The organism is uncultured Bifidobacterium sp., assembly GCF_949292005.1.
GTDB lineage: Bacteria > Actinomycetota > Actinomycetes > Actinomycetales > Bifidobacteriaceae > Bifidobacterium.
The window spans coordinates 1-24,035 of sequence record NZ_CASEXV010000008.1 but is presented as its reverse complement, the minus strand read 5'-3'; the positions used below and the strand labels follow the sequence as shown (position 1 = coordinate 24,035).

14 protein-coding genes are annotated in these 24,035 nt (G+C 61.8%); 7 read left to right on the top strand and 7 right to left on the bottom strand.

Annotated elements, in window-relative coordinates:
• Positions 1–82 precede the first annotated feature (82 nt).
• Positions 83–1,027, top strand: coding sequence for a glycosyltransferase family 2 protein (locus Q1X90_RS00305; RefSeq protein WP_300765669.1), 945 nt, complete (start codon positions 83–85; stop codon positions 1,025–1,027).
• Between the two features lie 111 nt (positions 1,028–1,138).
• Here Q1X90_RS00305 and Q1X90_RS00300 read toward each other — a convergent pair whose 3' ends face one another.
• From Q1X90_RS00300 to Q1X90_RS00290, 3 genes are all read right to left on the bottom strand, one after another.
• The gene (locus tag Q1X90_RS00300) at positions 1,139–1,357 is read right to left on the bottom strand and encodes a hypothetical protein (RefSeq protein ID WP_300765668.1); all 219 of its coding nucleotides are present in this window, start codon (positions 1,355–1,357) and stop codon (positions 1,139–1,141) included.
• 105 nt (positions 1,358–1,462) lie between these two features.
• Positions 1,463–5,572: an ATP-dependent DNA helicase gene (locus Q1X90_RS00295; RefSeq protein WP_300765667.1), complete on the bottom strand. Its 4,110-nt coding sequence runs from the start codon at positions 5,570–5,572 to the stop codon at positions 1,463–1,465.
• Positions 5,569–10,089 (bottom strand): PD-(D/E)XK nuclease family protein, encoded by a 4,521-nt coding sequence (locus tag Q1X90_RS00290; protein ID WP_300765666.1) that lies wholly within the window; start codon positions 10,087–10,089, stop codon positions 5,569–5,571. The genes Q1X90_RS00295 and Q1X90_RS00290 overlap by 4 nt, the downstream gene beginning before the upstream one ends.
• 235 nt (positions 10,090–10,324) lie before the next feature.
• Between Q1X90_RS00290 and gtfA the strand changes: the two genes are divergently transcribed.
• Both gtfA and Q1X90_RS00280 read left to right on the top strand, forming a co-directional pair.
• Entirely contained in the window at positions 10,325–11,848 is a 1,524-nt protein-coding gene (gene gtfA / locus Q1X90_RS00285) for a sucrose phosphorylase (protein WP_300765665.1), read from the top strand.
• Positions 11,849–11,930: 82 nt separating this feature from the next.
• A complete protein-coding gene (locus Q1X90_RS00280) occupies positions 11,931–12,596 on the top strand; it encodes a TetR/AcrR family transcriptional regulator (protein ID WP_300765664.1) in 666 nt (221 codons plus the stop codon).
• 122 nt (positions 12,597–12,718) lie between these two features.
• Here the strand turns inward: Q1X90_RS00280 and Q1X90_RS00275 are convergent, their stop codons facing one another.
• The 3 genes from Q1X90_RS00275 to Q1X90_RS00265 form a co-directional block, all read right to left on the bottom strand.
• Complete coding sequence (locus tag Q1X90_RS00275) at positions 12,719–14,965, bottom strand: glycoside hydrolase family 3 C-terminal domain-containing protein (protein WP_300765663.1); 2,247 nt, start codon at positions 14,963–14,965, stop codon at positions 12,719–12,721.
• Between the two features lie 55 nt (positions 14,966–15,020).
• On the bottom strand, positions 15,021–16,190 hold the full coding sequence (locus tag Q1X90_RS00270) for an MFS transporter (RefSeq protein WP_300765662.1): 1,170 nt from the start codon (positions 16,188–16,190) through the stop codon (positions 15,021–15,023).
• A gap of 358 nt (positions 16,191–16,548) precedes the next feature.
• Complete coding sequence (locus tag Q1X90_RS00265; RefSeq protein ID WP_300765661.1) at positions 16,549–18,171, bottom strand: PucR family transcriptional regulator; 1,623 nt, start codon at positions 18,169–18,171, stop codon at positions 16,549–16,551.
• Between the two features lie 173 nt (positions 18,172–18,344).
• Here Q1X90_RS00265 and Q1X90_RS00260 point away from each other — a divergent pair, with 173 nt between their 5' ends.
• The 4 genes from Q1X90_RS00260 (at position 18,345) to Q1X90_RS00245 (ending at position 23,475) form a co-directional block, all read left to right on the top strand.
• Positions 18,345–19,244, top strand: coding sequence for a carbon-nitrogen hydrolase family protein (locus Q1X90_RS00260; RefSeq protein WP_300765660.1), 900 nt, complete (start codon positions 18,345–18,347; stop codon positions 19,242–19,244).
• An 80-nt stretch (positions 19,245–19,324) separates the two neighbouring features.
• Positions 19,325–20,752 (top strand): APC family permease, encoded by a 1,428-nt coding sequence (locus tag Q1X90_RS00255; protein ID WP_300765659.1) that lies wholly within the window; start codon positions 19,325–19,327, stop codon positions 20,750–20,752.
• Between the two features lie 117 nt (positions 20,753–20,869).
• Positions 20,870–22,216, top strand: a complete 1,347-nt coding sequence (gene gabT / locus Q1X90_RS00250) for a 4-aminobutyrate--2-oxoglutarate transaminase (RefSeq protein WP_300765658.1) — start codon at positions 20,870–20,872, stop codon at positions 22,214–22,216.
• Positions 22,217–22,335: 119 nt separating this feature from the next.
• The gene (locus Q1X90_RS00245; protein WP_300765657.1) at positions 22,336–23,475 is read left to right on the top strand and encodes a 4-hydroxybutyrate dehydrogenase; all 1,140 of its coding nucleotides are present in this window, start codon (positions 22,336–22,338) and stop codon (positions 23,473–23,475) included.
• Between the two features lie 30 nt (positions 23,476–23,505).
• Here the strand turns inward: Q1X90_RS00245 and Q1X90_RS00240 are convergent, their stop codons facing one another.
• Positions 23,506–23,919 (bottom strand): hypothetical protein, encoded by a 414-nt coding sequence (locus Q1X90_RS00240; protein ID WP_300765656.1) that lies wholly within the window; start codon positions 23,917–23,919, stop codon positions 23,506–23,508.
• Positions 23,920–24,035: the final 116 nt, after the last annotated feature.

Sequence of the window (24,035 nt, the reverse complement as noted above, 5' to 3'; positions counted from 1 at the left end):
TTTCCGCGACCTTCAGCCCGTCGCGCGGCCTCCGGCGCGAGAATCATCCATGCTGTAGACTGCACCTCTTATTCTTGAAAGCATGCTGAACGTCTCGATCGTCATCCCTGCGTGGAATGAGGAGGAGCGCATCAACGCATGCCTCATCAACGCCACACGCCAGACAATCGCCCCGCATGAGGTGATTGTCGTCGACAACCGCTCCACCGACGCCACCGTAAGCGTCGTGGAGGATTTCATCCGCGACCATCCCGATTCGCCGGTGAGACTTCTCCATCAGGATGAGTCCCAGGGCCTCATCCCCACACGGAATTTCGGTCTGAACCACGCCACCGGAGACATTCTGGGGCGCGTCGACGCCGACTGCATGCTCAAGCCCGACTGGGTGGAGGTCGTCTCCGGAATATTCAGCGAGGACCCCGATGCGATGGGAGCCACCGGACCCGTGGTCTACTACGACATGCCCGGCAAACGGGTGGGGCTCAAGGGGGACGACAAGGTACGCCGCCACACGTACAGGGCAGACGGCGACCAGGTGCTGCTCTTCGGGTCCAATATGGCTCTGCGCGCGTCCGCTTGGAGAGCGATCGCCGATGAGGTGTGCCTCGACAAGGAGGACGTGATGCACGAGGATCTGGACGTCTCCCTGCATCTTCTCGGAAAAGGCATGAAAACGGTCTACTCGCGCCGCATGATCTGTGGAATATCCGCGCGGCGAATCGACACGTCCTTCACTTCGTTCCACAACTACATGAGGAGATTCCGCAACACCTTCGACGCACACCCCGAGCATTGGCGCCGACACCGTACGGAGCAAGCCCTGTACGCGGCTTACCCGGCGTTACGGCTGTTCTACCCCGTGTACCAGCGGTATCTGGACATGATGGACGTGAACCCCGCGGAACGCATCTGGCTCAAGGAGCAGTTCGAAATCGCCGAGAAGGAGGGCGAGGACCTCGATTGCCGTGAGACCCAGGAACAGGAACGTGAAAGGAACAATTCACTCAACACCGAACACGCCAGCTAGGGCGCGCCAGCGGAAGAGACCACGGACCGCGCCACGGCCAGAGGGCGAACCGGAGTCGTCACGGGAGCCTGGTCCGAAGACTCCGCCAATCCCGCCAATCCCACGCCGCTTCTAATCCCGTGGCGTCTGAGACACCCATGAGGAGACCAGCCGACTGCTTTTCCTCGCGATAATGCGCGCCTTGATACGATGCCCCGCGATGGTTGCGATGAAAATGGCGACGAACACCACGAATATGACGGTGGCCGCGGTGGCGACCGAACGAAGGAAAAACGCCGCGGCCCATGATATGAGGATCATCAGTCCAACCACCAGCAGGACAACGGTCATCGTAACCCTCCAGACGCCATACCGATGTGGCGGATCATCCTTTCGACCCGACCGGAGAGCCACCGGCACTGATATCCAAGGATACCCCGTCCCCTCGCCGCGATGTCATCCGATGGAGGTCGGTTCAGTCCTCACCTCTGAGAGGCGTCGACCCTCCCGAATCAGGGAGACGATCTCCTCACGAGTGCGGTTCCGGGCGGGGATGGCGCGCGATTGCGGATCCTTTTCGGACAGGTAATACAGCGTGGCCTGGATGTTCTCCAACGGAACGCCCAACTGCCCCGAAAGAAGCAGACGGTAGATGTCCAGCTGAACGAGACGATTCTCGACATCCTCGACGGCAGTTGGTTTGCGTCCGGTCTTCCAATCCACGATCGTCAGGACATCATCCGCGGTCCCCGCGTCTCCCGTTGACGGTACCGACCCCTCGGCTTTGGTGCGTTCATCAGCGATTCCACCGGCAAACACCGCATCGATCGTTCCGTTGATCGACCCGTCATCGACCATGGCCACGATCGGCAGCTCCGCGGCGATGGGCCTGCGGCGAGACCACGGCGATTGCGCGAGACGGTGCCGCCACGCCCGTTCGTCCGAATCCAACGACTGATCCGAGTCAATGGATGCGACCATGGCCCCTCGGTCATCCACCTCACCCTCGATCCAAGCGTCAAGGAATTCCGCCGCCCATTCATGGAACAGAGTCCCCCGGTTCGCGGCCATGGCGGGAGGGAGAGGAACGGGACGAAGGATGCTGAGCGCCATCGTCTCGGCCTTATTCGCGTCCCCTTTGGCGGCAAGGGTTTTCTCGATGGTCGTGGTGCTCAGATTGGCACGCTCCCTCACGCGGTCGACGCGTTCAAGCAACGATGGTGTACGGCCGCCTCTTATGCGCCCCTCGGCGGTGACGCCATGGATAAGCGTCGTCGCGCGACGGGCCAACGGTCCGCACGATCCATTCCCCCCATCGTTGTCCGTGCCAGAAGCGTCGGAGCTTGGACCATCCCCGCTCCGGCCCATGACCATCCGGGCACTCATGGACAGAACATCCCGCATACGCCGGTCAAGCCCCCGCGGCCAGGGCAGCGAGTCCTCATCGCCCGACTCCCGCAGCCACGATTGACGGACAAGATCGACATTCGACCGCGCGACGGACTCGAGAAGACCATCCGCGGCCCTCCGATCACCGCACAGCGCGAATCCCACCGGACACCGGTAGCCCTCGGGCATGTCAAGGGATTCCCTCGAGATGATTCCCCTGACGCGCTTCTCCAGGGATAACCCGCCCTCCTCGGCGCGCGGCGCGAAAAACGAGTGGACCTCCTGCCAGAAATTGGATGCCGCACGGCTAATCAACCCGGAATGGCCCTTGTCGTCGATCCGTGCGATCTCCGTCTCCGTCGCGTCCCCATAATGGCTGGATTTTTGCTTCGAGAAGGTCATCAGCGAGGCACCTTGGGTCCGGGTGAGTGCGACGTAGGCCAGACGACGCTCATCCTCATGCCGTAGACGCCCATACTCCTCACACTGGCTGGGAAACGTCTCTCCGGTGTTCAGAGCGTTGCAGTTCTCCGCATTCAGGGAGTCGCTGAACTCGCGTTCCAAGGTCTGGGCATCGCCGATGTCGTGAAGAGAGCCCTTATGCGGGAACCGTGGAAGGATCTCCCTGTCTGCGCGCACGGGAGCGGGAACATCGCTCGGAATCTCCAACCAGCATCTGCTGGTCGCGCGGTAACGGGGCACGAAGTCCTGTGACCACTGGCCATCCCCCTCGACGGTCACGCTCAACTTCTCGCCGGTGCTCGATGGGAATAGGCCATCGGCAAGCCCGACAACGGCCACGGCAGGCCACTGAAGCCCCTTGGCCTGATGAATCGTCAGAAGCGTCACATCCACATCGGCCTCGACGTCGGTGGCAGGACCATCAGGATCCCGTGTCATCGCGTCCAGCCATGACAGGAAGCCGGACAACGTGCCGCGCCGTCCGGAGGGAAGCTCCCGCCCGAAGGCATCCACCTGCCCAAGGACGACATCCACGGCATCGGCATACGATGCGGCAACGGCACGGCACCCGGAATCCCCCACCGCGGAGGCGACAGCGGAATCGATGTCCAAATCAAGAACCTCTGCGGCCATTCTGATGGCATCGGCGATGGAGCTCCTCGCGGCGTCCTCGACACGACGCAGCATGCCGGCCACGCGTCTGACACAGGCGCGTCCCTGCTGACTCATGGTCGTGGACGACAACGCTCCGTCACAGTCCTCACTGAGTATGAAATCCGCTAGGAACACTCCAGTCGGCAAGGACACGTCGTCACGAAGGTTTCTCACGACGTTCGCCCTCTCCCGCGGCGAGGAGGCTGTCGAAGCGTCGACGACACCCGCCTCGCGCAACGCGAGGAACTGATAATCGGTGTTCGCCGCCCCCGCGGCGGACGACAGAATCTTCAGATCGTCCACCGTCATTCCCATACGAGGCGAGGCGAGCAGCCGGAGCAGCGTCGCGGAGGACGCGTGATCGGCCGCCGCCCTGAGAAGTGCGAGCATGTCGGACATGTCAGGTCGGTCCATCAACGGATTGTTCCCGACCATCGCATACGTGAGATCTTTGGACCTGAGTGCCTTGGCGAGATCATCCATCCATGCGCGGGACCGGCACAGAATAGCCACGGGACTGCGCGATCCTGCGCCGTCCTGTCCGCCAGAATCCCTCCAGCGCGAGACCGCATCCCGCGCGAAGCACGCCACGGCGTCGGCCTCCTCCTCTCTGGTTTGGAATCCCATCACCGAGAGGGCTGGAGGCAGCATCCCCCTCTTCGACGCCGCCTCAGCAGGTTTCAACGTATCGACGGGCACCTCCCGCATGTCCACGGGAACGCTGCCCGACGAATCCGGGGTGCGGAAGTCCTCGGTCAGTCGGTTCGCCGCATCCAGAATGATTTTCGGATTGCGCTGTGACGTCAGAAGTTTGAACGGCTCACCCTGAACGTCGAACTTCTGAAGGAAGAGACGGAACGCCCCTGGGCACGCGCCCCTCCACGAATAGATCGACTGATAGGGATCTCCCACCGCGGTGACGGCGGAATGCCCGCTTCCGTCCTTGGGATGGAACAGAGCCGCCAGCAACGTGGCCTGGGTGGTTGAGGTGTCCTGATACTCGTCAAGGAACACATGGCTGAAACGTCGCCGATAATAGCCTCCGATGGAGGGAAAGCGCATGACCAGCTGCAGCGCCGTTATGGTGAAGTCGCTGAACTCGGCCACGCCGAGACGCCGCTTCTCCTCCTGATACCATTCGACGATTGTGAGTAGAAGCTCGCGGCGACGGATTTTGGCGGCCAGATAGTCCACCACATCCGCCTGATAGGGAACAATCTTCTCATCCCATTCCTTTTCCATCCACTGCTCCATATCCAGCTTCCTCGCCTGCGCCGGAGTGCGCGATGGAGCCTTCGGTCTTGCGCAGACCTCATTGGCTGGGACTCCCACAGGCCGCAGCCGCTGAAGTGTCCTGAGGAACTTCTGGTCCCACGACCTGATGGATTCAATGGCCTCCTCCATCGTGGAGCAGCTCTCGTCGATCATCGAACTGGCGATGTTCTGGGACAAACCCCTCACCTCCGCGACCAGGGGATCGACAGCTCCGGCATTCACGGGAGAATCCCCACCGAAATCCCCTCCATCCTTCGGATCGCCTTCGGAGAGGGCATCAGAGAACAAGACATCGATGTTGCGTGCGATGATGTCCGAGATGATCTGGATGGATCCTGCATCGCTCAGAGGCTGCGTCCGCGGATCCATCCCCACGAGAAGACCGTATTGCGAAACTATCGATTGGAAGAACGCGTCGTAGGTGGAGATATGCGGTTTCATCACCAATCCCGCCAACGCCGACGAATCGAGGGAATCGGCGGAGGAAGCGGACACATGTGAATTCTGCGATGTCCGCGAAAGTATGATGTCGTCGATCTTCGTCGACAGCTCAGCCGCCGCCTTTCTGGTGAACGTGAGCCCCAGAATCCTTTCAGGGGAAACATGGTCACGCTCCGTGAGAGCAGCTATTCGATGCGTCATCGTCGTCGTTTTGCCGGAGCCGGCTCCCGCGATCACGAGAACATCCTCATCGGCCGGCGCGTCGATCACCGCCGCCTGCTCCACGGTTGGGATGAAGCCCCTCGTCGTTCCCCGTCGCGCTGATGATTTCACTGCCTCGCTCATCGCTCCTCCTCCCGTCCCATCACGGTCACTATCTCGTCCGAGCACCAGGGACACAGCGTCCTGTGGCGGCAATAGGCAATATGCTGCTTGGATGGTTGACGACGCGGAATTCTCGAAGCGTCCATTATGGAAGCCGCATAGAAGACCCTGGCGATCATGCACAGGCTCCAGAATCCGTAGCTGCGGGAGTCGCGATCCGACAGAACCCTGTTCCACGCCTGTTCCCCGACAGCCGGAGGGCGCACGTCGAGCTTGGGAGGGTCGGCGAAGAAATCATCCAGCACCGTTTTGTCGGGATTCTTCTTCGTGCTGATGTTCCGGGCGGTCCTCACGTTGATATGATCGCCGTCGAACAGGGGTGGCTGAGCCGCCCACTCCTCTCTTCTGTGGTCCTTCCCCGGCGCGTCGGCTGACGCGACATCGAACAGCGATGCCGATGAGACCGGAGGAAAGACGACCTGATCATCACGCGAGAAATGCAGGGCCAGCTGATAGCACACCAGCTGGAGATCGCAGAAATTCTGGGCTCCGGAATGCCTGCGCCTTCCGGTTTTGTAATCGATAACCCGTGCGAAGTCACCTATGCCGTCATGACGACGTTCCAGCCGATCGATCCTCGCATTCAGTTTGATGACGGTTTGGGGATCGAATCCTTCCGCGAAACCGCCGGCCAGCGCGTCGAGTATCGAGAACATCTCCTCACGTGTGACCGGAGCGGATTGCGACACGGAGTTGTATGCCTCCGTGATGTCATCAAGGGTGAATGTCGATCCCACCGAGACCTCGGCATCGACCTTCACCAGATCTCCCATCCTGGCCTGTGCCTTCTCGCCGTATCCCTCACACCCCGCATTGACGACATACGTGGCGATGTTCCTCATGATGTCCGGGACCCTGGCGTCGTTGAGACGGATTCCGACAAGATCCTCGGCGGCGCCGTCCATGTCCAGAGGCCCCCTCAACTCACGGTATTTGTCCACAAGCCGCGCGGTGATGTCCTCGATGCGGGAGTCTTTGTCCGAGTCCGATAACGTGGGAACGGTGCCATCGGAGGTCCGGACCGGATTGTCAAACCCCTCCTCGGAACACCATTGCGCGACCCGATGGACGATGGTTCCGAACGACATGCTCACACCTGACTGCGTCGGCCCGGACATCGCCCGGTCGAGCAGAGCGCAGACTGGGCAGTCCCAGATGGAATCGACCATCGAGGGGCTCAATGACACCGCGGGCTGAGACGTCCGCTCGCTCCGCGCGTCCGTGCTCCCCTGTGCCAACCCATCGCCGTAGTGTGTAAAGAACCAATTGCGCGCATCCGCTGGACCATAGCCCTCCCATCCTTCGTGATTGGGAGAGGCCATGATTCTCAACGCCTCGATGGCGTCGGCTACTTCGTCCGAGCGCCCATCAGCACTCACAGCGCAGTCAGCGCCAGCAGCGCCGGACCCAGGCTGGCCATCGACACGTTTCGCGGCCTCGATGGCCACAATGGCCCTGGCTGCCGAGACAAGACCCCTCAAAGTCACAGCACCGGAAGCGTCCGCGCTGCTTGGGACCGCCACGCCCTCCGCCCCCTCATCCGGTCCGGAGAAGTCCTCAGGGACGGATCCGACGATCTCGGGCAGATACACACGCAGGAAATCCGAGGGAACGGTGGCCGTCGCCGAATCTCCGACGGACGACACCGCGCTGAGAGACACCTGCTCGGTGGCACGCGTCACAGCCACCAGAAAGGCACGCTGTTCGGCGTAAAGAATCGATAGAAGACGGGCACGCTCGCCATCATCATCCTCCAATGCCGGAATGCGTCCACGCAACATCAGATCGGCCAGATCGTCCGCGCCGAACAAGGCGTTCCTTCTCGCCAGATTCGGCCACACATCCCTCTGGATTCCCGGTATCCACACATAACGCCAGACCCGCCCGGCCGCCCCCGCGGGAGTCGTCAAAGTCACGGCGTCGTCCACAGGAGCGGTTTTCGCCAAGGAATCGGCCACCACATCCATATCTCCGATCTGCTCGAGGAAGGCACCAAGATCTTTGATCGTTCCGCGATTCGCCGCATAGTCGAGAAGCCGCACCGCCATATCGAGCCGGTCGTTCGCCAGATCCGCATCCTGACCGGATCCAACCGCCCGCATCTGCCAGCGCTGCGCGACCCCGCTATGCGACCATGCCGACCACAGGGCGGACGTCGGCTCGCTGCCATGCTTCTGGAGCAGATCGTCGGCCACGTTACGAATAATCGACAATGCGTGGACGAAGGCCTTCACATCGGGCGACGATCCTCCCAACGCGGTCATAACGTGGACCACGCCATCGGCAGCCAACGCCCTATCCGAGTCCTCCCCCTCCCGCGTTTCCCCGCGCGAGTCGCACACCACAAGGGAGAGAATCTCGTCATTGGTGTGACGCGGCATCAATGGGGCCATTGCCGTCGTATCTGGTGCAATGCCATCAACAGGTTGCGCCGGAAAGGATCCGCCATCACCCGTCCCTGAAGACACCGCTGTCTTCGACCACAGACGCGACAGTGGAAGCAACGCCATCATACGGGAATCGTCAGCGGTGCCGGAGTCTGCGGCACCTCCGTCCACGGCCACGGCCATCAACCGGACGGCATCCACGGCAGAGCGAACGGCGGCCATCCGCACTCGGCGGGACCTCTCCACTCCCGTCGAATCGATGCCCATGTCAACGCCCACAAGCGGACTGGACAGATAGGTCAACAGCAGCCGCGACACCAAGGAATCGCGCGAATCGTTCTCTCTTACGGAGCGCCGAAGGGACGCGGGAATGCCTCCACGCGCGTTTCTCACCATGGCCAGCTCTATCAGGGACAGTATCCCTTGAACCAGCGGGTCATCACCGAAAGAGCGCGTCACCGACGAGTATCGGATCGGAACCCCCAATGCCCTCAGACGATCGCCGTATGCATGAAGCGTCGTGTTGTCGTGGGCGATAATCGCCATGTCGTTCCACATCCGATGGGTTGCGCCGGATTCAGATGGATCCCTAGCATCGGCACGATCATCGGAGGAACTTTCGAGAACGCTGCCAATCAGCGACGCGATGACGGAATCCATCTCTCTGGTCACGGAGGGACGGATCGTTGCGACCACGTGGCATCTCTGGTCCGTGGTTTCGCGGCCCGGCGCATCATCCGCCCCGACGGGGGAAAGGGAACCAGCGTGGAAGGGACATTTGCCCGTCCTGTCGGGAATGGGATCCAGACCCTCCTCATCCGCGCCTATGGAAAGGGACACGCGCGATGCCACAATCTCCATCTGGCTGGGTTCGCGGCCCTCGTCTGGGGGGTCCAACTCCACCGACGCGGCGTTTAACCGTCCCATGTCGGATCGGATGGCATCCACAGAGGCTGGTGGCTCGCTCGAACCTGGGGCATCCCCAGTTCGCGGCATGACGGCGCGCCGGTGCAGAAACTCCGGATACGATCCGCGGAAGGTCTGGACCGCCTCGTCGTTGCCCGCCACAAGAACGACCTTGGCCCCCCCATCACAGGCGATCTGAAGAAGGTCCATTCCGGCGATGGTCAGATCTTGGGCATCATCGACGACGATCACCTGCGGTATGGCATCACGACAGTTTTCGCTGTGATTACGCAACTCCGCGGTGGCGCTGACGAGAAGATACGAGGAATCCATCCGGAACTCATCGGGAAAGCGCCGCGAAATCTCCGCCGCGTATTCGTTCCTCAGCACGAACGCCAACCGCCATTGCTGCGCGAGACGTCGACGCGCCTCATCCGCGATGGGCCGGGAGCCAAGCGACCTTTCAATCGTCTCCCACTTCTCCGCGGTCGCGCCGACCTCATTCATGCGGGCCAGTATGTCCCGCAACTGGCCTGTGAAACCCGATGTCAGACATCTGTCGAACACATCCTCGGTGGTTCCGACGGGATTCCCGGAATCCACGGACACCGCGTCAGTCTCGTTCCCTCGGACCGCGCCGAGCGCTCCCCCGGCGGCGAAATAATCGAGAAGAACACGGCACGTGTCGCATAGCTCCCCGGCGCGTGCATGCCGACGGTGCGCGTCAAGAACATCATCCAACACGGATTCCTGCTCGGCTCCGTTAAGCAGTCGGGGGACGGTGAGCCCCCGCTCCATCCGCGACCTCTGCACGACGGAAAAAGCCAGCGCGGAAAGGGTGGTGGCCACTCTCGGCACCGATGTGTGCCCGATACGTCCAAGCAGGGTTGCATTTATCCCACGGGCCGCCAACCTGGTGGAGCAGATCAGCATCGCAGGGATGCCCTCGATGCGGGAAGACGACCGGTCATCCCTCCCGTCAGGTGTGGTGCCCCCGTCCGTCATGACGACCTCGGCAGTCCACGCCCTAGCCACGGCCCGCGTGGCGAAAGTCGTTTTCCCGCTCCGGGGAGATCCCCCAACGAAAAGAGCTGATGTGGGATGCCCGTCAGGGCCTTTTAACGCTCCGGATAGAAGTTCATCGTATGACCGCAGCGCCCCATCGATCGACACATGCTCTCTCACTTCACCGGTCCCTTTCACGCCCTCTCACACCACGGGCATCGGGACATCGTTTTTACCGGAACCGCGGGTCAGCCCCCACTGGCGGGCATCCCCTCCATCCCCGGCGACGGCCCACCCGACTCGGATCAAGTATAGGCGCGGCGGGGCATATCAGTAGGACACGCCCCCAATGCCTTTGTTGTCATTTTCCCAGGTCTGGCGTAGTATCGAACCCGTTCGACACAAAGGAGTTTCTATGGGCAACAGGGTGCAGCTCATCACGTACGCCAACCGATTCGGCGACGGCACGATCTCCTCGCTCACGGACATCCTCCGTTCACGCTTCTCCGGAGTGTACGAGGGAGTGCACATACTCCCCTTCTTCACACCGTTCGATGGGGCCGACGCGGGATTTGACCCCGTGGACCACACCACCGTGGATCCTCGGCTCGGAACATGGGATGACATCGCCGAGCTCGCGCGCACCCACCATGTCATGGTCGACACCATCGTCAACCACATGTCATGGAAGTCGCGACAGTTCCAGGACGTTCTGGCCCGCGGTCAGGACAGCCCCTACCACAGCATGTTCCTCACCATGTCCAGCGTCTTCCCCAACGGGGCGACGGAAGAGCACCTCGCCGGAATCTACAGGCCACGCCCGGGTCTGCCCTTCACCCACTACTCCTGGGCGGGAACCACCCGGCTCGTGTGGACGACCTTCACCCCCCAGCAGGTGGACATCGACACCGATTCCCCAGAGGGATGGAGCTATCTCACATCCATCCTCGACCGCCTCAGCGCGAGCCATGTGAGCTCCATCCGATTGGACGCCGTAGGATATGGCGCCAAGCAGGCTGACACCAGCTGCTTCATGACGGAGAAAACCTTCGGCCTCATCGCGCGAATCCGCAAGGAGGCCGATGACCGGGGACTCGAAACCCTCATCGAGGTCCACTCCCACTACCGCAAGCAGATCGACATCGCATCGAAGGTGGATCGCGTCTATGATTTCGCCCTTCCGCCACTCCTCCTGCACTCTCTTTTCACCGGTGACGTATCGGCACTCGCCCACTGGACGGAGGTCCGGCCCAACAACGCCGTGACCGTTCTGGACACGCATGACGGAATCGGCGTCATTGACGTCGGGCCGGACCAGCTTGACCACAGCGTCGCTGGACTCATACCCGACAAGGACGTCGACCGGCTTGTCACCACAATCCACAGCAACACGCACGGGGAGTCCCTCTCGGCGACCGGAGCCGCGGCCAGCAACCTTGATCTGTATCAGATCAACTCCACGTATTACTCCGCTCTGGGACGGAACGACCAGCACTATCTGGCGGCGCGAGCCATCCAGTTCTTCCTCCCGGGAGTTCCCCAGGTCTACTATGTCGGGGCAATGGCCGGCGCCAACGACCTCGATCTCCTCGGCCGCACCAATGTCGGGCGCGACATCAACCGCCACTACTACAGCACCCACGAAATCGACGAGAATCTCCGTCGCCCGGTGGTCCGCTCCCTTAACGCGCTATGCCGTTTCCGCAACACTCTTGACGCGTTCAACGGCGAGTTCTCGTTCGAGCGCGACTCCGCCAGCTCCCTGGCTCTGAAGTGGTCCGGCGCGTCGACCTCCACCAGCCTGACGTTCACACCATCGGCGTCTCTGGGCGTCGGTAACGACGAATCGCCCATCACCCTCAGATGGTCCGACTCGGAAGGCTCGCACGTCACGAAGAACCTTCTGACCGATCCTCCCTCCGCCGCAGCGCAGCCATGACATCGGCATGACGCGAGTTCCCCCTCCCCTTTGATGATGTTGTGGCGTACCATAAGGCGCAGTCCACACTGGAGAGGGTTCAATGGATAACGACCATGGCTCGGCGCTTCGCGATTCCTCGCAACGCAAGCATTTCGGCATGCGCAAGCAGACCCACGACCAACGTCTGAAGCAGATCCTTCAGGCAGCCACCGAGCTCATCGGCAAGTATGGGTTCTATGGGACATCACTCCATCAGATAGCCGATGCCGTCGGCATGACGAACGCCGGAGTGCTGCACTACGTCAAAAACAAGAACGAGCTCATGACGATGGTGCTGGAGTCGACATATGACGCGGATAATCCGGTGTGGAGATTTCTGCGCGGCTCCTCCACGATTGACGGGAAGGACGCCGAATCGGCCCCCATGCACATTCCCGTGTTGTACAGACGCACGACGGAGATCAACGAGAGCAGGCCAGACATGGTCAGACTCTTCTCGGTTCTCAGCGCCGAGGCCCTGCAGCCCACGCATCCGGCGCACGACTATTTCCTCCGTCGCGAGGACGTTCTGTGGAGGCAGTTCAGCCGCATCGATTGGAAGGTCCCGCCGGGAACGGATCTGGAAAACGTTTTTGCGACCGCGAACAGCGCCATGGACGGGATTCAGCTCCGCTGGCTGCGTGACGACTCCATCCCTCTGACCAAGCTGTGGTCCCGCTGTGAGGGGATCATCTTCCCCAGTCCGTTGTGGGACGATTATCGATAGAGAAACGATAGAGAAACAACGATCACCCAGCCCCGATTGGCAACGGCTGCCGCGGCGGGCGCATCATATGAGATGAACCTCGCCGCGACAGCCGTCACGCCTTTGCGATCAATCCCCCTCCGTCAGGACCTGCGCGCCTCACGCGCCCGATGGTATTCCGCGAGGGCCGCCGAGCACACCGCCGCCACGTCGGAACCGCCAAAGGCCTCCAGCATGGTGAGGGGAAAGTCCTGAATGAACGAGAGGACCTTCGGATTGCGCAGCATGCCTTGAACACGCTCGGAATCGGACCCCTCCTGAGCACGTGTGAGAATCGGGGCTCCCACCGGATCGGCCATCCACTCGGCATAGGTGGAGAAATCGTTCAGCTCGAGGGTGTTGCCGTCGCCCTCGATGGACACCACCTCCCGGCAACTGATGTCACGGCTTGAGGATCCGACCTCGATGCCGTAGTCGCCGGCCTCCACATGCCAGTCATGGCGGGCTTCGGACCAGTAGGCGAAGGCACGTGAATCAAGGTCGAACGACACCTTCCGGGACTCGCCGGGTTGAAGGGCGACCTTCTCGAAGGCCCTCAGCTCATGAGAGGGACGAGCCACGGGCGACGGTCCCTTGGGCGCGACGTAGAGCTGCACCGTCTCGGCGCCGGAGCACGAACCTGTGTTCGTCACCGTGACCTCCACATCAGCGCCACATGGGCCTTGGGCCTCGACCCGCAGACCATCGATGCGGAATGTGGTGTACGACAGACCGAAGCCGAAGGGGAAGGACACCTCACGTCCGACGGTGTCGTAATAGCGGTATCCCACGAAGACGCCCTCACCATAGTCGACGGTTCCCTCTCCGCCGGGGAAATTGACGTACGAGGGGTCGTCCTCCAGCCGAACCGGAATGCTCTGCGCGAGCTTTCCCGAGGGGGAGCAGTCCCCGAAGACCACATCCGCAGTGGCGTCTCCACCCGCCTGGCCAAGGAGCCATCCCTCGATTATCGCGTCGGCGTCCTTCTGCCACGTGGACGTGACCACGGACGAGCCGTTGGACAGTATGACGACGAGATGGGAACCGACCGCCGCCAACCCGTGGAGCAGCTTGATCTGCTTGGCCGGTATGTCCATCGTCTTACGGTCGTAGCCTTCCGATTCGGTGGATTCCGGAAGCCCGACGAACACGATCGTCACATCGTGCCGGGACGCGACCTCCAAAGCCTCGTTGGTCAGCGCCTCATCCTGGTCGGCGTCATCCAGAGTGAAGCCCGGAGCGAACTCGGCCTCGATGCCCCGCTTGCCCAACGCGTCGAGGAAGCTCGACATCTCCGTCGGCGTGATATGCGACGATCCGCCGCCCTGATAGCGTGGTGTTCTCGCGAACTCACCCACAACGGCGAAGTCGTCGCCATCGGACAGGGAAAGGACACCGTTCCTGTTCGCGAGCAGAACCATCGACTCCCGGGCGGCGGCGCGGGCGACGTTCTGATGGTCCTTGGGATCGTAGCGATACCCCTCACGCGACATGGCGGGAGCGGCCTTTGCGGCCAGATCAAGAAGCTCCTGAGCGCGCGCGTCCAGAGTGGACTCATCCAAACGTCCCTCACGCACGGCGCTGACTATCTGATCATCGGAATGCGATGGCGGCATCTCAAGATTGAGTCCGGCGGCGAGGGAGGCCACGCGATCATGGCACGCTCCCCATTCACTCATGACGACCCCGCCGTATCCCCATTCGTCACGCAGTATCTCGGTGAGCAGACGATGATTCTGGGCGGAGTACACACCGTTGACTTTGTTATACGAACACATGACCGTCCACGGGTTCGCGTGCTTGATGACGTATTCGAACGCGGGAAGGTATATCTCCCTCATCGCCCGTTCGGACACCCTGGCCGACACGCGCAGTCGATCGCTCTCCTGATTGTTGGCGGCGAAGTGCTTAAGCGATGTTCCCACTCCCTGCGACTGGATTCCCTCCACCAAAGAGTTGGCCTGGACCCCGGCAAGAAGCGGGTCCTCCGACCAGAACTCGAAGCTCCGGCCCCCCAGAGGGTTGCGTTTGATGTTGACGCCGGGACCCAGGATGACACCCACCTGCTCCTGAATGCATTCCTCGGCCATCGCCCTGCCGACGGCCTCGATAAGATCCGGGTCCCACGACGACGACAGTCCGGCGGCCGGCGGGAAACACGTCGAGGGAATCGACTGGTCCGTCGCCGTGTCGCTGCGGACGGCCTTGCGCAGTCCGTGAGGTCCATCGGTGATCATCCATCCGGGGATCCCTTTGGCGGGAATGGCCTGGAGATGCCACAGATCCCCTCCAGATGTCAGGCTGGCCTTCTCGTCGAGGGTCAGGTTTTTCACGTCGAATGATGCTGTCATGATGAATTTCTCCTTGGATTGTCTCTCGTGTTCTCTCGGTTTTCTCTGATTGCGGTCACCGCGCCTTGCGGATGGGGACGATGAAAAGCATTGACACCAGCACGAGGGCCATAGCTATGGGATAGATGGGACGGAATGTTCCCAGTGAGCGGAAGAGCTGGGCGGCGACGATCGGTCCCAGAACCTGGCCGACGGTGTTCGACAGGTTCAGGAATCCCAGATCCTTGCCGGCCTCGTCCTTACTGGGCAGAACATCGACATTGAGGGCTCCGTCGCAGGCATTGTAGATACCCAGGGCGAATCCACCGATTGCCGCCGATGCGATCATCGCCCAGGGCTCGGCCCAGAAGAAGGGAAAGACGAACGACACCGCGAACACGGCCGCGCATGTGAGGACCATAACCTTTCGACGCTGGAAATGGTCGGATATGTATCCGGCGATGAGAGAGGCGACCACGGCCACGACCATATTGATGACGGAGATGATGGCCAGCGTCGACGCGGCGGAGTCCTTCCCCAGCCCCACATAGCTCTCGAGCACGTAGAGAAGCATTCCCATCGTCGCGTAGTAGCCCATCATCATAAGCAGTCTTCCGACCAGCGCGATGTAGAAATCCCGGCAGTCCCGCGTCGGCGGAATGAACGAGCGGAGCACCGACCACGCCCCGGAGCGCTCTTTGGGGATATCCCTCGCCGACGGCTCCTTCGGCCAGATCAGAGTGACGAGGATTCCGGTGACGCCCAAGGCGATGGCGCCAAGAAGGAAGCCGGCCTGCTGGGAGTTGATGAAGATCTTGCCCACGGTCGCACCAATCGCACCGCCGATGGACAGCCCGATTCCATACACCGCCGACATGGTCGCGCGGCCGTTCTCGGGGATCCTATCCGACATCGTCGCGACGAACGGAGCCAGCAAAGCGTTGAGGCCAAGCTGGAATCCGCACCATAAAAGAATGATCAGGCTGGGCGTGGTGAATGCATAGGTGAGATAGATGCTGACTCCGGCGACCAGGGACCCCACCACTATGAAGGGCGTCCGCCGTCCGACTCTTGACCTACTGCGATCCGAGAACGCACCGAGAAGAACATTGGCGAACAGAGCCACCAAGGCTCCGGCCGCGTTGAGGCTCGCGACAAGAGACTCCGGATGGGACATGCCCGCATCCTTGAATCGCTGCGGCAGCAGAACCTGATTCACGGCGGCGAAGGCCATGGCCCCTAGCACTCCGCAGAGAATGAATCCGGCGATGAATCTGATCCGCTCGTTGGGGGTCAGAGCGGGAACATCTCCCGTGTGGGACTTTCCAACGTTCGCCCCCGATGCGCGAGCGGGACTCGCGGGGGCCGGTCTTTACCGCGGCATCCGGCAGCGGCTGCGCCGGCATATAGCTTTCGTCCATGACCACTCCTTTCACTGGCACGTTCAACGACGAACGCGCCACCGATTCCTCTTTGAATCGCCTTCAGAAGCAGGTCTCCACGTCTCCGTTTCACCTACTAACTGGTTAGTGAATGAAATGCTATCATTATCTCCCCCTCTCGTCCAATCCGCGGCAGGCGGTGAATCAACGCATCGGACAGCCTCATGAGCCATCCTCTACGCCCATAGCCCCTCCGGCGTGAGGATGCGAACCAAAACGGGTGAAACGGCAGGCATACCACAGCTCGGCACGCACGGCGGGATCGTCGAGATCTGCCGACAAAGCCGCTGAGATACGTGAAAGATACTTGCCCACGGTATGGCGATGAAGGCCGAACGCGGCGCCGGTGGCCTCCGAATTCCCCCGATGCTCCAACCAGCACGACAGCAGGTCCGTCGCCTGGATAATCGCGCCACTGGCAGAGCCGCCCACTGACGAGGTATGGGGTCCCGTCGACGAATTGAACCGGAGCGTGGATATGGGAGCCAATCGCAGATCCGCGAAGGCGCGTATCCGCGCAGGATCCACAATTGATTCAAGAGCCCCGACGCCGCGCTCCTTCCCATAGATCACAAGATGCTCGTCGGAAACCATGGCCTCTGAGCAGGCCTGATACGCCTCATGACGAGCTCTGGGAAGATCCTTCCAAATGCAGCCGGAAGAGCATCCGATGCTCAATCGCGAGTCGCGATCGAACTGCCCCAGCCAGACCCCCGCCGTGGACTGAGAGACGATAATCCACAGATCACCCTCGACCACGCCGAACAGAACGGGATGGAGGTTCTTGGCAAGCGAGCGATGGAACGGCTCCACCAGACGCTCCGCCGACTCCAGCGCGTCTCGTTCCCCCACGACGCGCAGAACCGCCAGAGGCTCGGCCGGCACGTCGTTCCACAGATCCCCGGCATAGGGCCGCACCGATTGGGCATCACCTTCCAGACAGGCCCGAATCATCGACGACCGCAGGCGTCCCAGGGACCGGTCGGCATCGGCGACGGGGGTCACGGCGAGCGACAGAAGCAGGGACGCGGACGCGACAAGGGAGTGGTCCAACGCGCCCGTGGCTCCACGGCATCCCGCGACAAGGAAACCCAGTGTTTCCCCCGCCGGCGCCGTCACATGGAACACGGCCACGTCATACCCTTTGACATTCATGAATCTGGCCTGCCCCACCGCACTGAAGGTGATGGCCTCACCGAGCATGCCCAGATCGACGGGTATGAAGGGATGGGACGATTCCACCACCGTTCCGGCAGGGTTCAGCAGAGAGGCCCAGCCTCCAATGACCTGCGAGAGACAATCGATAATCGAGCTGACCGGATTGAGCGTTTGTATGGCGCGCAGCAGCTGCTGCTGCTCGTTGTACCGCGCCGCGAAGCCACGTCCTTGATCGTCAAGGATTCCCCTGGATATCACCTTTGACACTGCAGCGAACGGGGTGTCCAGCGGAACCACGAAAAGGGGAAGTCCCGAGGCCTCACATTGGCGAACCAACCATTCGGGCGGTTGGGAGCGGATCACGTCGACGCCGAATCCCAGACCGCACACCTGTCTGTCGGCCAGCCTCTGCGAATAACCCCGCTGAGAGGGCGACGGCGCATCCTTCTCCATGGCCACGCCCGAAACGAGTATGATCTCACCTCCCTGCAGATAAGGGGTCGGATCGTCAAGCTCGGTGGGATGAACCCACGATATCGGCTCATCCAAAGCCCCCGGAGCCCCCCTCACCACCAGACCAAGCCGCAGATAGGCCGTGGACAACAGGTCGTTAAGCGTTATCGCCATTCCATCGCCTTTCCATACGTAAGTCCGCGCATCCCAATCACACCACCGTGTCCACAAAATCGAAGAGTTTTGTCCACATCGTCCACAGACACGCACGTCGGCCGCATCTAGCGTGATGCTCAACAACCACACCAAACGGCATCGTCGGATGACCGTTGAAGGAGGAGGCGACGATGGACACCGCAGCGGATACGACGGCTCTGACTATCGCACTGGCTCAATACGCGCAACTCCCCATCGGCACGCCATTCGATTCCTTCGCGCGATCCGTGATGTCGATCGCCAAATCCCGTGCGACATCGGGGGCACATCCACAGCTCATCGTCTATCCGGAGATGCATCTGTTCGGCACGCCCGGGGTCGACGGAACGGAGTCGGAGCGACTCCAGCTCGACGCGGCCACGGACCTCCACGACGATCTCATCCGGTCTCTTTCAGATCTCTCGCGCGAACTTGGCATCTGGCTGATCCCCGGAACTCTCCCCGAGAAGGCAGAAAACGGCGGAATCCACAACACCGCCGTCGTCCTCTCTCCGCAGGGGAAGCTTGTGGCTTCCTACCGCAAAATCTGCCCGTGGCGCCCACACGAAGGCTACGTGCCGGGAACGTCCTTCACCGTCGTCGACATCCCCGGCAAGGGCCGGATAGGCCTCACGATCTGCTACGACGCATGGTTTCCGGAAATATCTCGCCAAGTCGCATGGCTGGGTGCCGACATGATCGTCAACACGGTGCGCACGACGACGAGGGACCGCCTTCAGGAGATGGTGCTCGCACGCTCCAACGCGATCGTGAACCAGGTGTACATGGCCAGTGTGAACGCGGCCGAGCCCGACGGCATGGGCGATTCCCTGCTGGTGGACCCCGAAGGCCACGTTCTGTCCCATCTTGCCGGCCCCAGACAACAGCTTCTCATCACCACCGTCAACCTCGACCACGCACGGCGGGTGAGAAACGATGGGACCGAAGGATGCAACAAACTTTGGGAGGAGTTCCGGGATGACGACCCTCCGATTCCGCTCCCACTCTACGACGGGTCGATCAGCTCGACACGGTGGGCTCCCCGACGATGACGGACATCCACCACACGAGCCACACGAGCCACACAATCAATCCCATCGCATCACTTCAGCACCATCGTCAGGAGAACATCATGACAGCAGCGTCAACGGCAGACAATTCCGGGACCGCCGTCCCCACATCGCCTCTTCCGGACGCGCTCACCATCGACCGGAAGACAGGCACGCGCCTCCAACGCACCATGACGCTTCCTTCCGTGGTGCTGTTCGGACTGGCGTACATGACTCCGATCATCGTCCTCGGGACGTTCGGCGTCATCGCGGAGACCTCGCATGGAGCCAGCGCCATGTCGTACGTCATGGCCACGATCGCCATGCTGTTCACAGCGGCGAGCTACGGGCGGATGTCGGTCCTGCACCCCACATCGGGAAGCGCCTACACCTACGTCGGACGGACGATCGGGCTGCGACTGGGCTTCCTCACCGGATGGTCCGTGCTGCTCGACTACATGTTCCTGCCGATGGTGATATGGCTCATCGGCGCCTCCTACCTCAACGCGCAGTTCCCCTCCGTGCCGATCTGGGCATGGGTTCTGGGATTCATCATCCTCACCACGGCGATCAACATCGCCGGCCTGAACGTCGCCGACAAGATCGATCTCGCTCTCATGATCTTCCAGTCCCTGGTGATAATCCTCTTCGTCGCGCTCTCCATCCGCTCCGTGGCGACGCAGGGAGGGGCCGGCGCGCTCATCAGTCTCAAGCCGTTCGTCGGAGAGGGGTCGTCCCTCTCGGCGATCGTCGCCGGGGGTGCCATCGCGGCCTATTCCTTTCTGGGATTCGACGCCGTCACCACTCTCAGCGAGGAGACCCACGACCCGCAGCGGACCATGCCTCGGGCCATCATGCTCATCGCCCTCGTCGGCGGACTGATCTTCATCGTGGTCTCCTACGTCATCCAGCTCGTACATCCCGGCGGATCCTTCGCCGACTCCTCATCGGCGGCCTACGAGGTCGCGACCCAGGTGGGGGGCAATCTCTTCACCGCCGTATTCATCGCCGGACTGTGCTTCGGACAGTTCACCTCGGGCATCGCGGCTCAGGCGAGCGCCTCACGTCTCCTCTACGTCATGGGACGCGACGGCGTGCTCCCCAAGCGCTTCTTCGGACGGCTCAACGCACGGTTCGCGACGCCGGTGGGAGGGATTCTCACCGTCGCGGTCGTGGGTCTGATAGCCATGTTCCTTGATGTGGCGACCTCGACGTCCTTCGTCAACTTCGGAGCATTCGTCTCCTTCACCCTCGTCAACGTCTGCGTGATCGTGTCGTACGCGACGGCCGACGGAGAAACCCGTCGCAGGACCATGCCGGGAGGCGTCCCGCGCAACATCGTGCTTCCGGTCCTGGGAGCCCTGTTCTGCGCCTATCTTCTTGTGCATCTCGACTCCCACGCGCTGATTCTGGGAGTGAGCTGGCTGTGCGTGGGCATCATCGTCCTGGCGTTCATCACGCATGGATTCCACCGGACGCCTCCACAGTATGACGGCATCGACGCATCCTGATCCGACCCGACGGGCGCCGCTTGCGTCCACCCTGTTCGGGGTTGCGCCGCAACCGTATAGGACCCACCAGAACCACACCTAAGAGCCAATGAGAGATATATAAGGAAAGGACACATCATGTCATCACCAATCGCCGTTCCCCAAGTGGCCCGATCCATCACGACCGCCATTCCCGGGCCGAAGTCGGTCGCTCTGCAGAAGCGATACGGAGAATACGTGAGCGCGGGCGTAGGACAGCTTATGCCGATATTCGCCGACCACGCCTCGGGATCGACCATCACGGACGTCGACGGCAATCGTTTCATCGACCTCGCCGCCGGCATCGCGGTGACGGGAGTGGGCAACGCCGCGCCCGAGGTCGTCAAGGCCATCCAGGAGGAGGCCGCCAAGCTGACCCACACCAACTTCGCGACCACGCCCTACGCCGGATACGTGGACGTGTGCGAGAAGCTCGCCGAGCACACCCCCGGGGACTTTCCCAAGAAGAGCGTGCTGCTCAACTCGGGCGCGGAGGCCGTGGAGAACGCGGTGAAGATCGCCCGCAAATACACCGGACGCTCCGCCATCATCGTGATGGAGAACGCGTTCCACGGTCGCACGAACCTCACCATGGCCATGACCACGAAGTCCATGCCCTACAAGCGCGGATTCGGCGCGTTCGCCCCCGACATCTACGCTGTTCCCTACTCCTACCCGCTGCGTGACGGCTTCGGCGAGGACGGCGTCGCCGCCGCACGCGCATCGATCGAGAAGATCGAGCTGCTCGTCGGCCATGAGAACGTGGCCGCCATCATCGCCGAGCCCGTGCAGGGAGAAGGCGGATTCGTGGTCCCCGCCAAGGGATTCCTCACGACGCTCAACCGATGGGCGCACGAGAACGGCGTCCTGTACGTCTCCGACGAGATCCAGGCGGGCTTCTGCCGCAGCGGGAAGTGGTTCGCCTCCGAGTACTTCGACCTTGAGCCCGATCTCATCACCACCGCGAAGGCTCTGGGCGGCGGGATGCCGATCTCCGCGGTCACGGGACGCGCCGAGATCATGGACAGCGTGCAGCCCGGAGGCATCGGCGGAACCTATGGCGGAAACCCCGTCAGCTGCGCGTCCGCACTGGCCGCCGTCGGCCTCATGGAAAGCAGGGGTCTCGCGGATCGGGCGCAGCATATCGGAGAGCTTGTCACCAAGTCGCTGGGCGAGCTCGTCGGCACCGTCGACACCGTGGCGGAGATTCGCGGTCTTGGCGCCATGCAGGCCGTGGAATTCGTCAAGACCGGCACGATGGAGCCCAACAAGGAGCTGGTCGGGCAGATCGTCGCCGACTGCCAGCAGGCGGGGCTCATCATCCTCAGCTGCGGCATCAACGGCAACGTGATCCGCCTCCTGCCACCGCTTGTCATCACCGACGAGGAGCTCACGGAGGCGCTCGACACGCTCAAGGCGATCATCGTCAGGAACAGCACACGCTGAACGTCTCCACCACACCACCAGACCCCGCATCATACGCACGCGTCATGTGCGTATGATGCGACCGGGCCATGCCGTATCCCTAGCCGGCACGGCCCGACACCATCTCTCAAGGAGGATTTATGAAACTCTTCGCCGTCGGACCACGGGAGATCCACCGCTTTGCCACCGTGCGCGAGTTCGCCGAGGAATTCGCACCGTCATCCCATGATCTCATCATCAGCATCCACCCGATCTGGAATGCCTTCATCGAACCGTTGTCGAACGGCGCCCACGCTCTTCTTCTCGACGACTACGGCAACCAGGAGCCCACGGACGAGATGATCGACAAGGTCATCGCCGATGCCACGCCCTATCACGCCGACCGCATCATCGCCATCGGAGGCGGAGCGGTGATGGACGTCGCCAAGGTCATCGCGATCGCAGGAGGTCGCGGCATCGACGAGGTGATCGACGGCATCGCCGACCTCAAGCGGTCCACGGAACTCGTGCTGATCCCCACCACGTGCGGCACCGGAAGCGAGACGACCGAGATATCCGCCATCAACCGCACGCGTCTGGGAACCAAGGCGGGAATCTCGAGCCCCCAGATGTTCGCCGACCACGCCGTCCTCATCCCCGAGCTGCTCCACGGTCTCCCCGACCACGTCTTCGCCACAAGCTCCATGGACGCGCTCGTCCATTCCGTGGAGTCGGTCCTGTCCCCCAACGCCACCTCATACACACGACTTTTCGGATATGAGGCCATGCGGATGATCGTCGAGGGTTATCGGAAGGTGGCCAACGCGGGCGAGGCCGGCAGCGAGGGGCGTCGGGCACGGCGCAACGAGCTCATGGAGGATTTCCTCATCGCCAGCAACTACGCGGGAATCAGCTTCGACATCGCCGGATGCGCGGCCGTGCACGCGTTGAGCTATCAGCTCGGCGGCAAATACCACGTTCCGCATGGGGAATCCAACTACGCGATGTTCACCGGAGTGCTGCGCTGCTACATGTCGATCAGATCCGACGGCGAGATCGCCACGATGAACGCCTTCCTCGCGCGCATCCTCGACTGCGATGAGGGCGAGGTCTATGACAGGCTCGAAGCCCTCATCAACAGGCTTCTTCCCAAGAAGGCGCTGCACGAGTACGGGGTGACCCGCGAGGACCTCCCCGAATTCGCCCATCGCGTCATGACCACGCAGCAGAGACTCATGCGCAACTGCTTCGTCCCGCTGGACGAGGAGCAGGTGCTCGGCATCTTCGAGACACTGTACTGACGGTATCGGCAAACACGCGCCACTAGTCCGTTAATCTCCACAATCACCTCCCGTCCCTTCCTTCGGATCGGCGTGGGGGATGCCCTCTGCGATTGACGAGCAGCCACAGCGCCTCGCGCCCCAGAGGGTTCTCGTACAGCAGGTACACACCGCCACGGAGACGGCGGCGAAGACCGTGACGGAATACGCGAACACCTGGATACACAGAGCGGTCCTCCAGCGAAAGGGCCGGTCGACAAGGAACCAGCCGGCCGTCATGAGGAACATGACCACGCCGATCTGCCTGTTCTGCGAGAGCAGGCACGCCAGCGCCCCCTCCCATCCTCCGTGGATCCGCGAGACCCGGCCGGCATGGCTGGCGAAATGGCAGACGTGTATCAGCAGCATCGAGACTATGCGCATCAGCTCGAAACGGCTGTCACGCTCCCCAGGTTCCCTTCCCATTCATTCAAGATATGTCCAATAAAAATCTGGAAGAATAGGCATTAAACCGAAAACACGAACCACCCTCATCTCCAAAAAGCGGCTTGATAAGAACAAAAACAACCAATTCCTGCTCT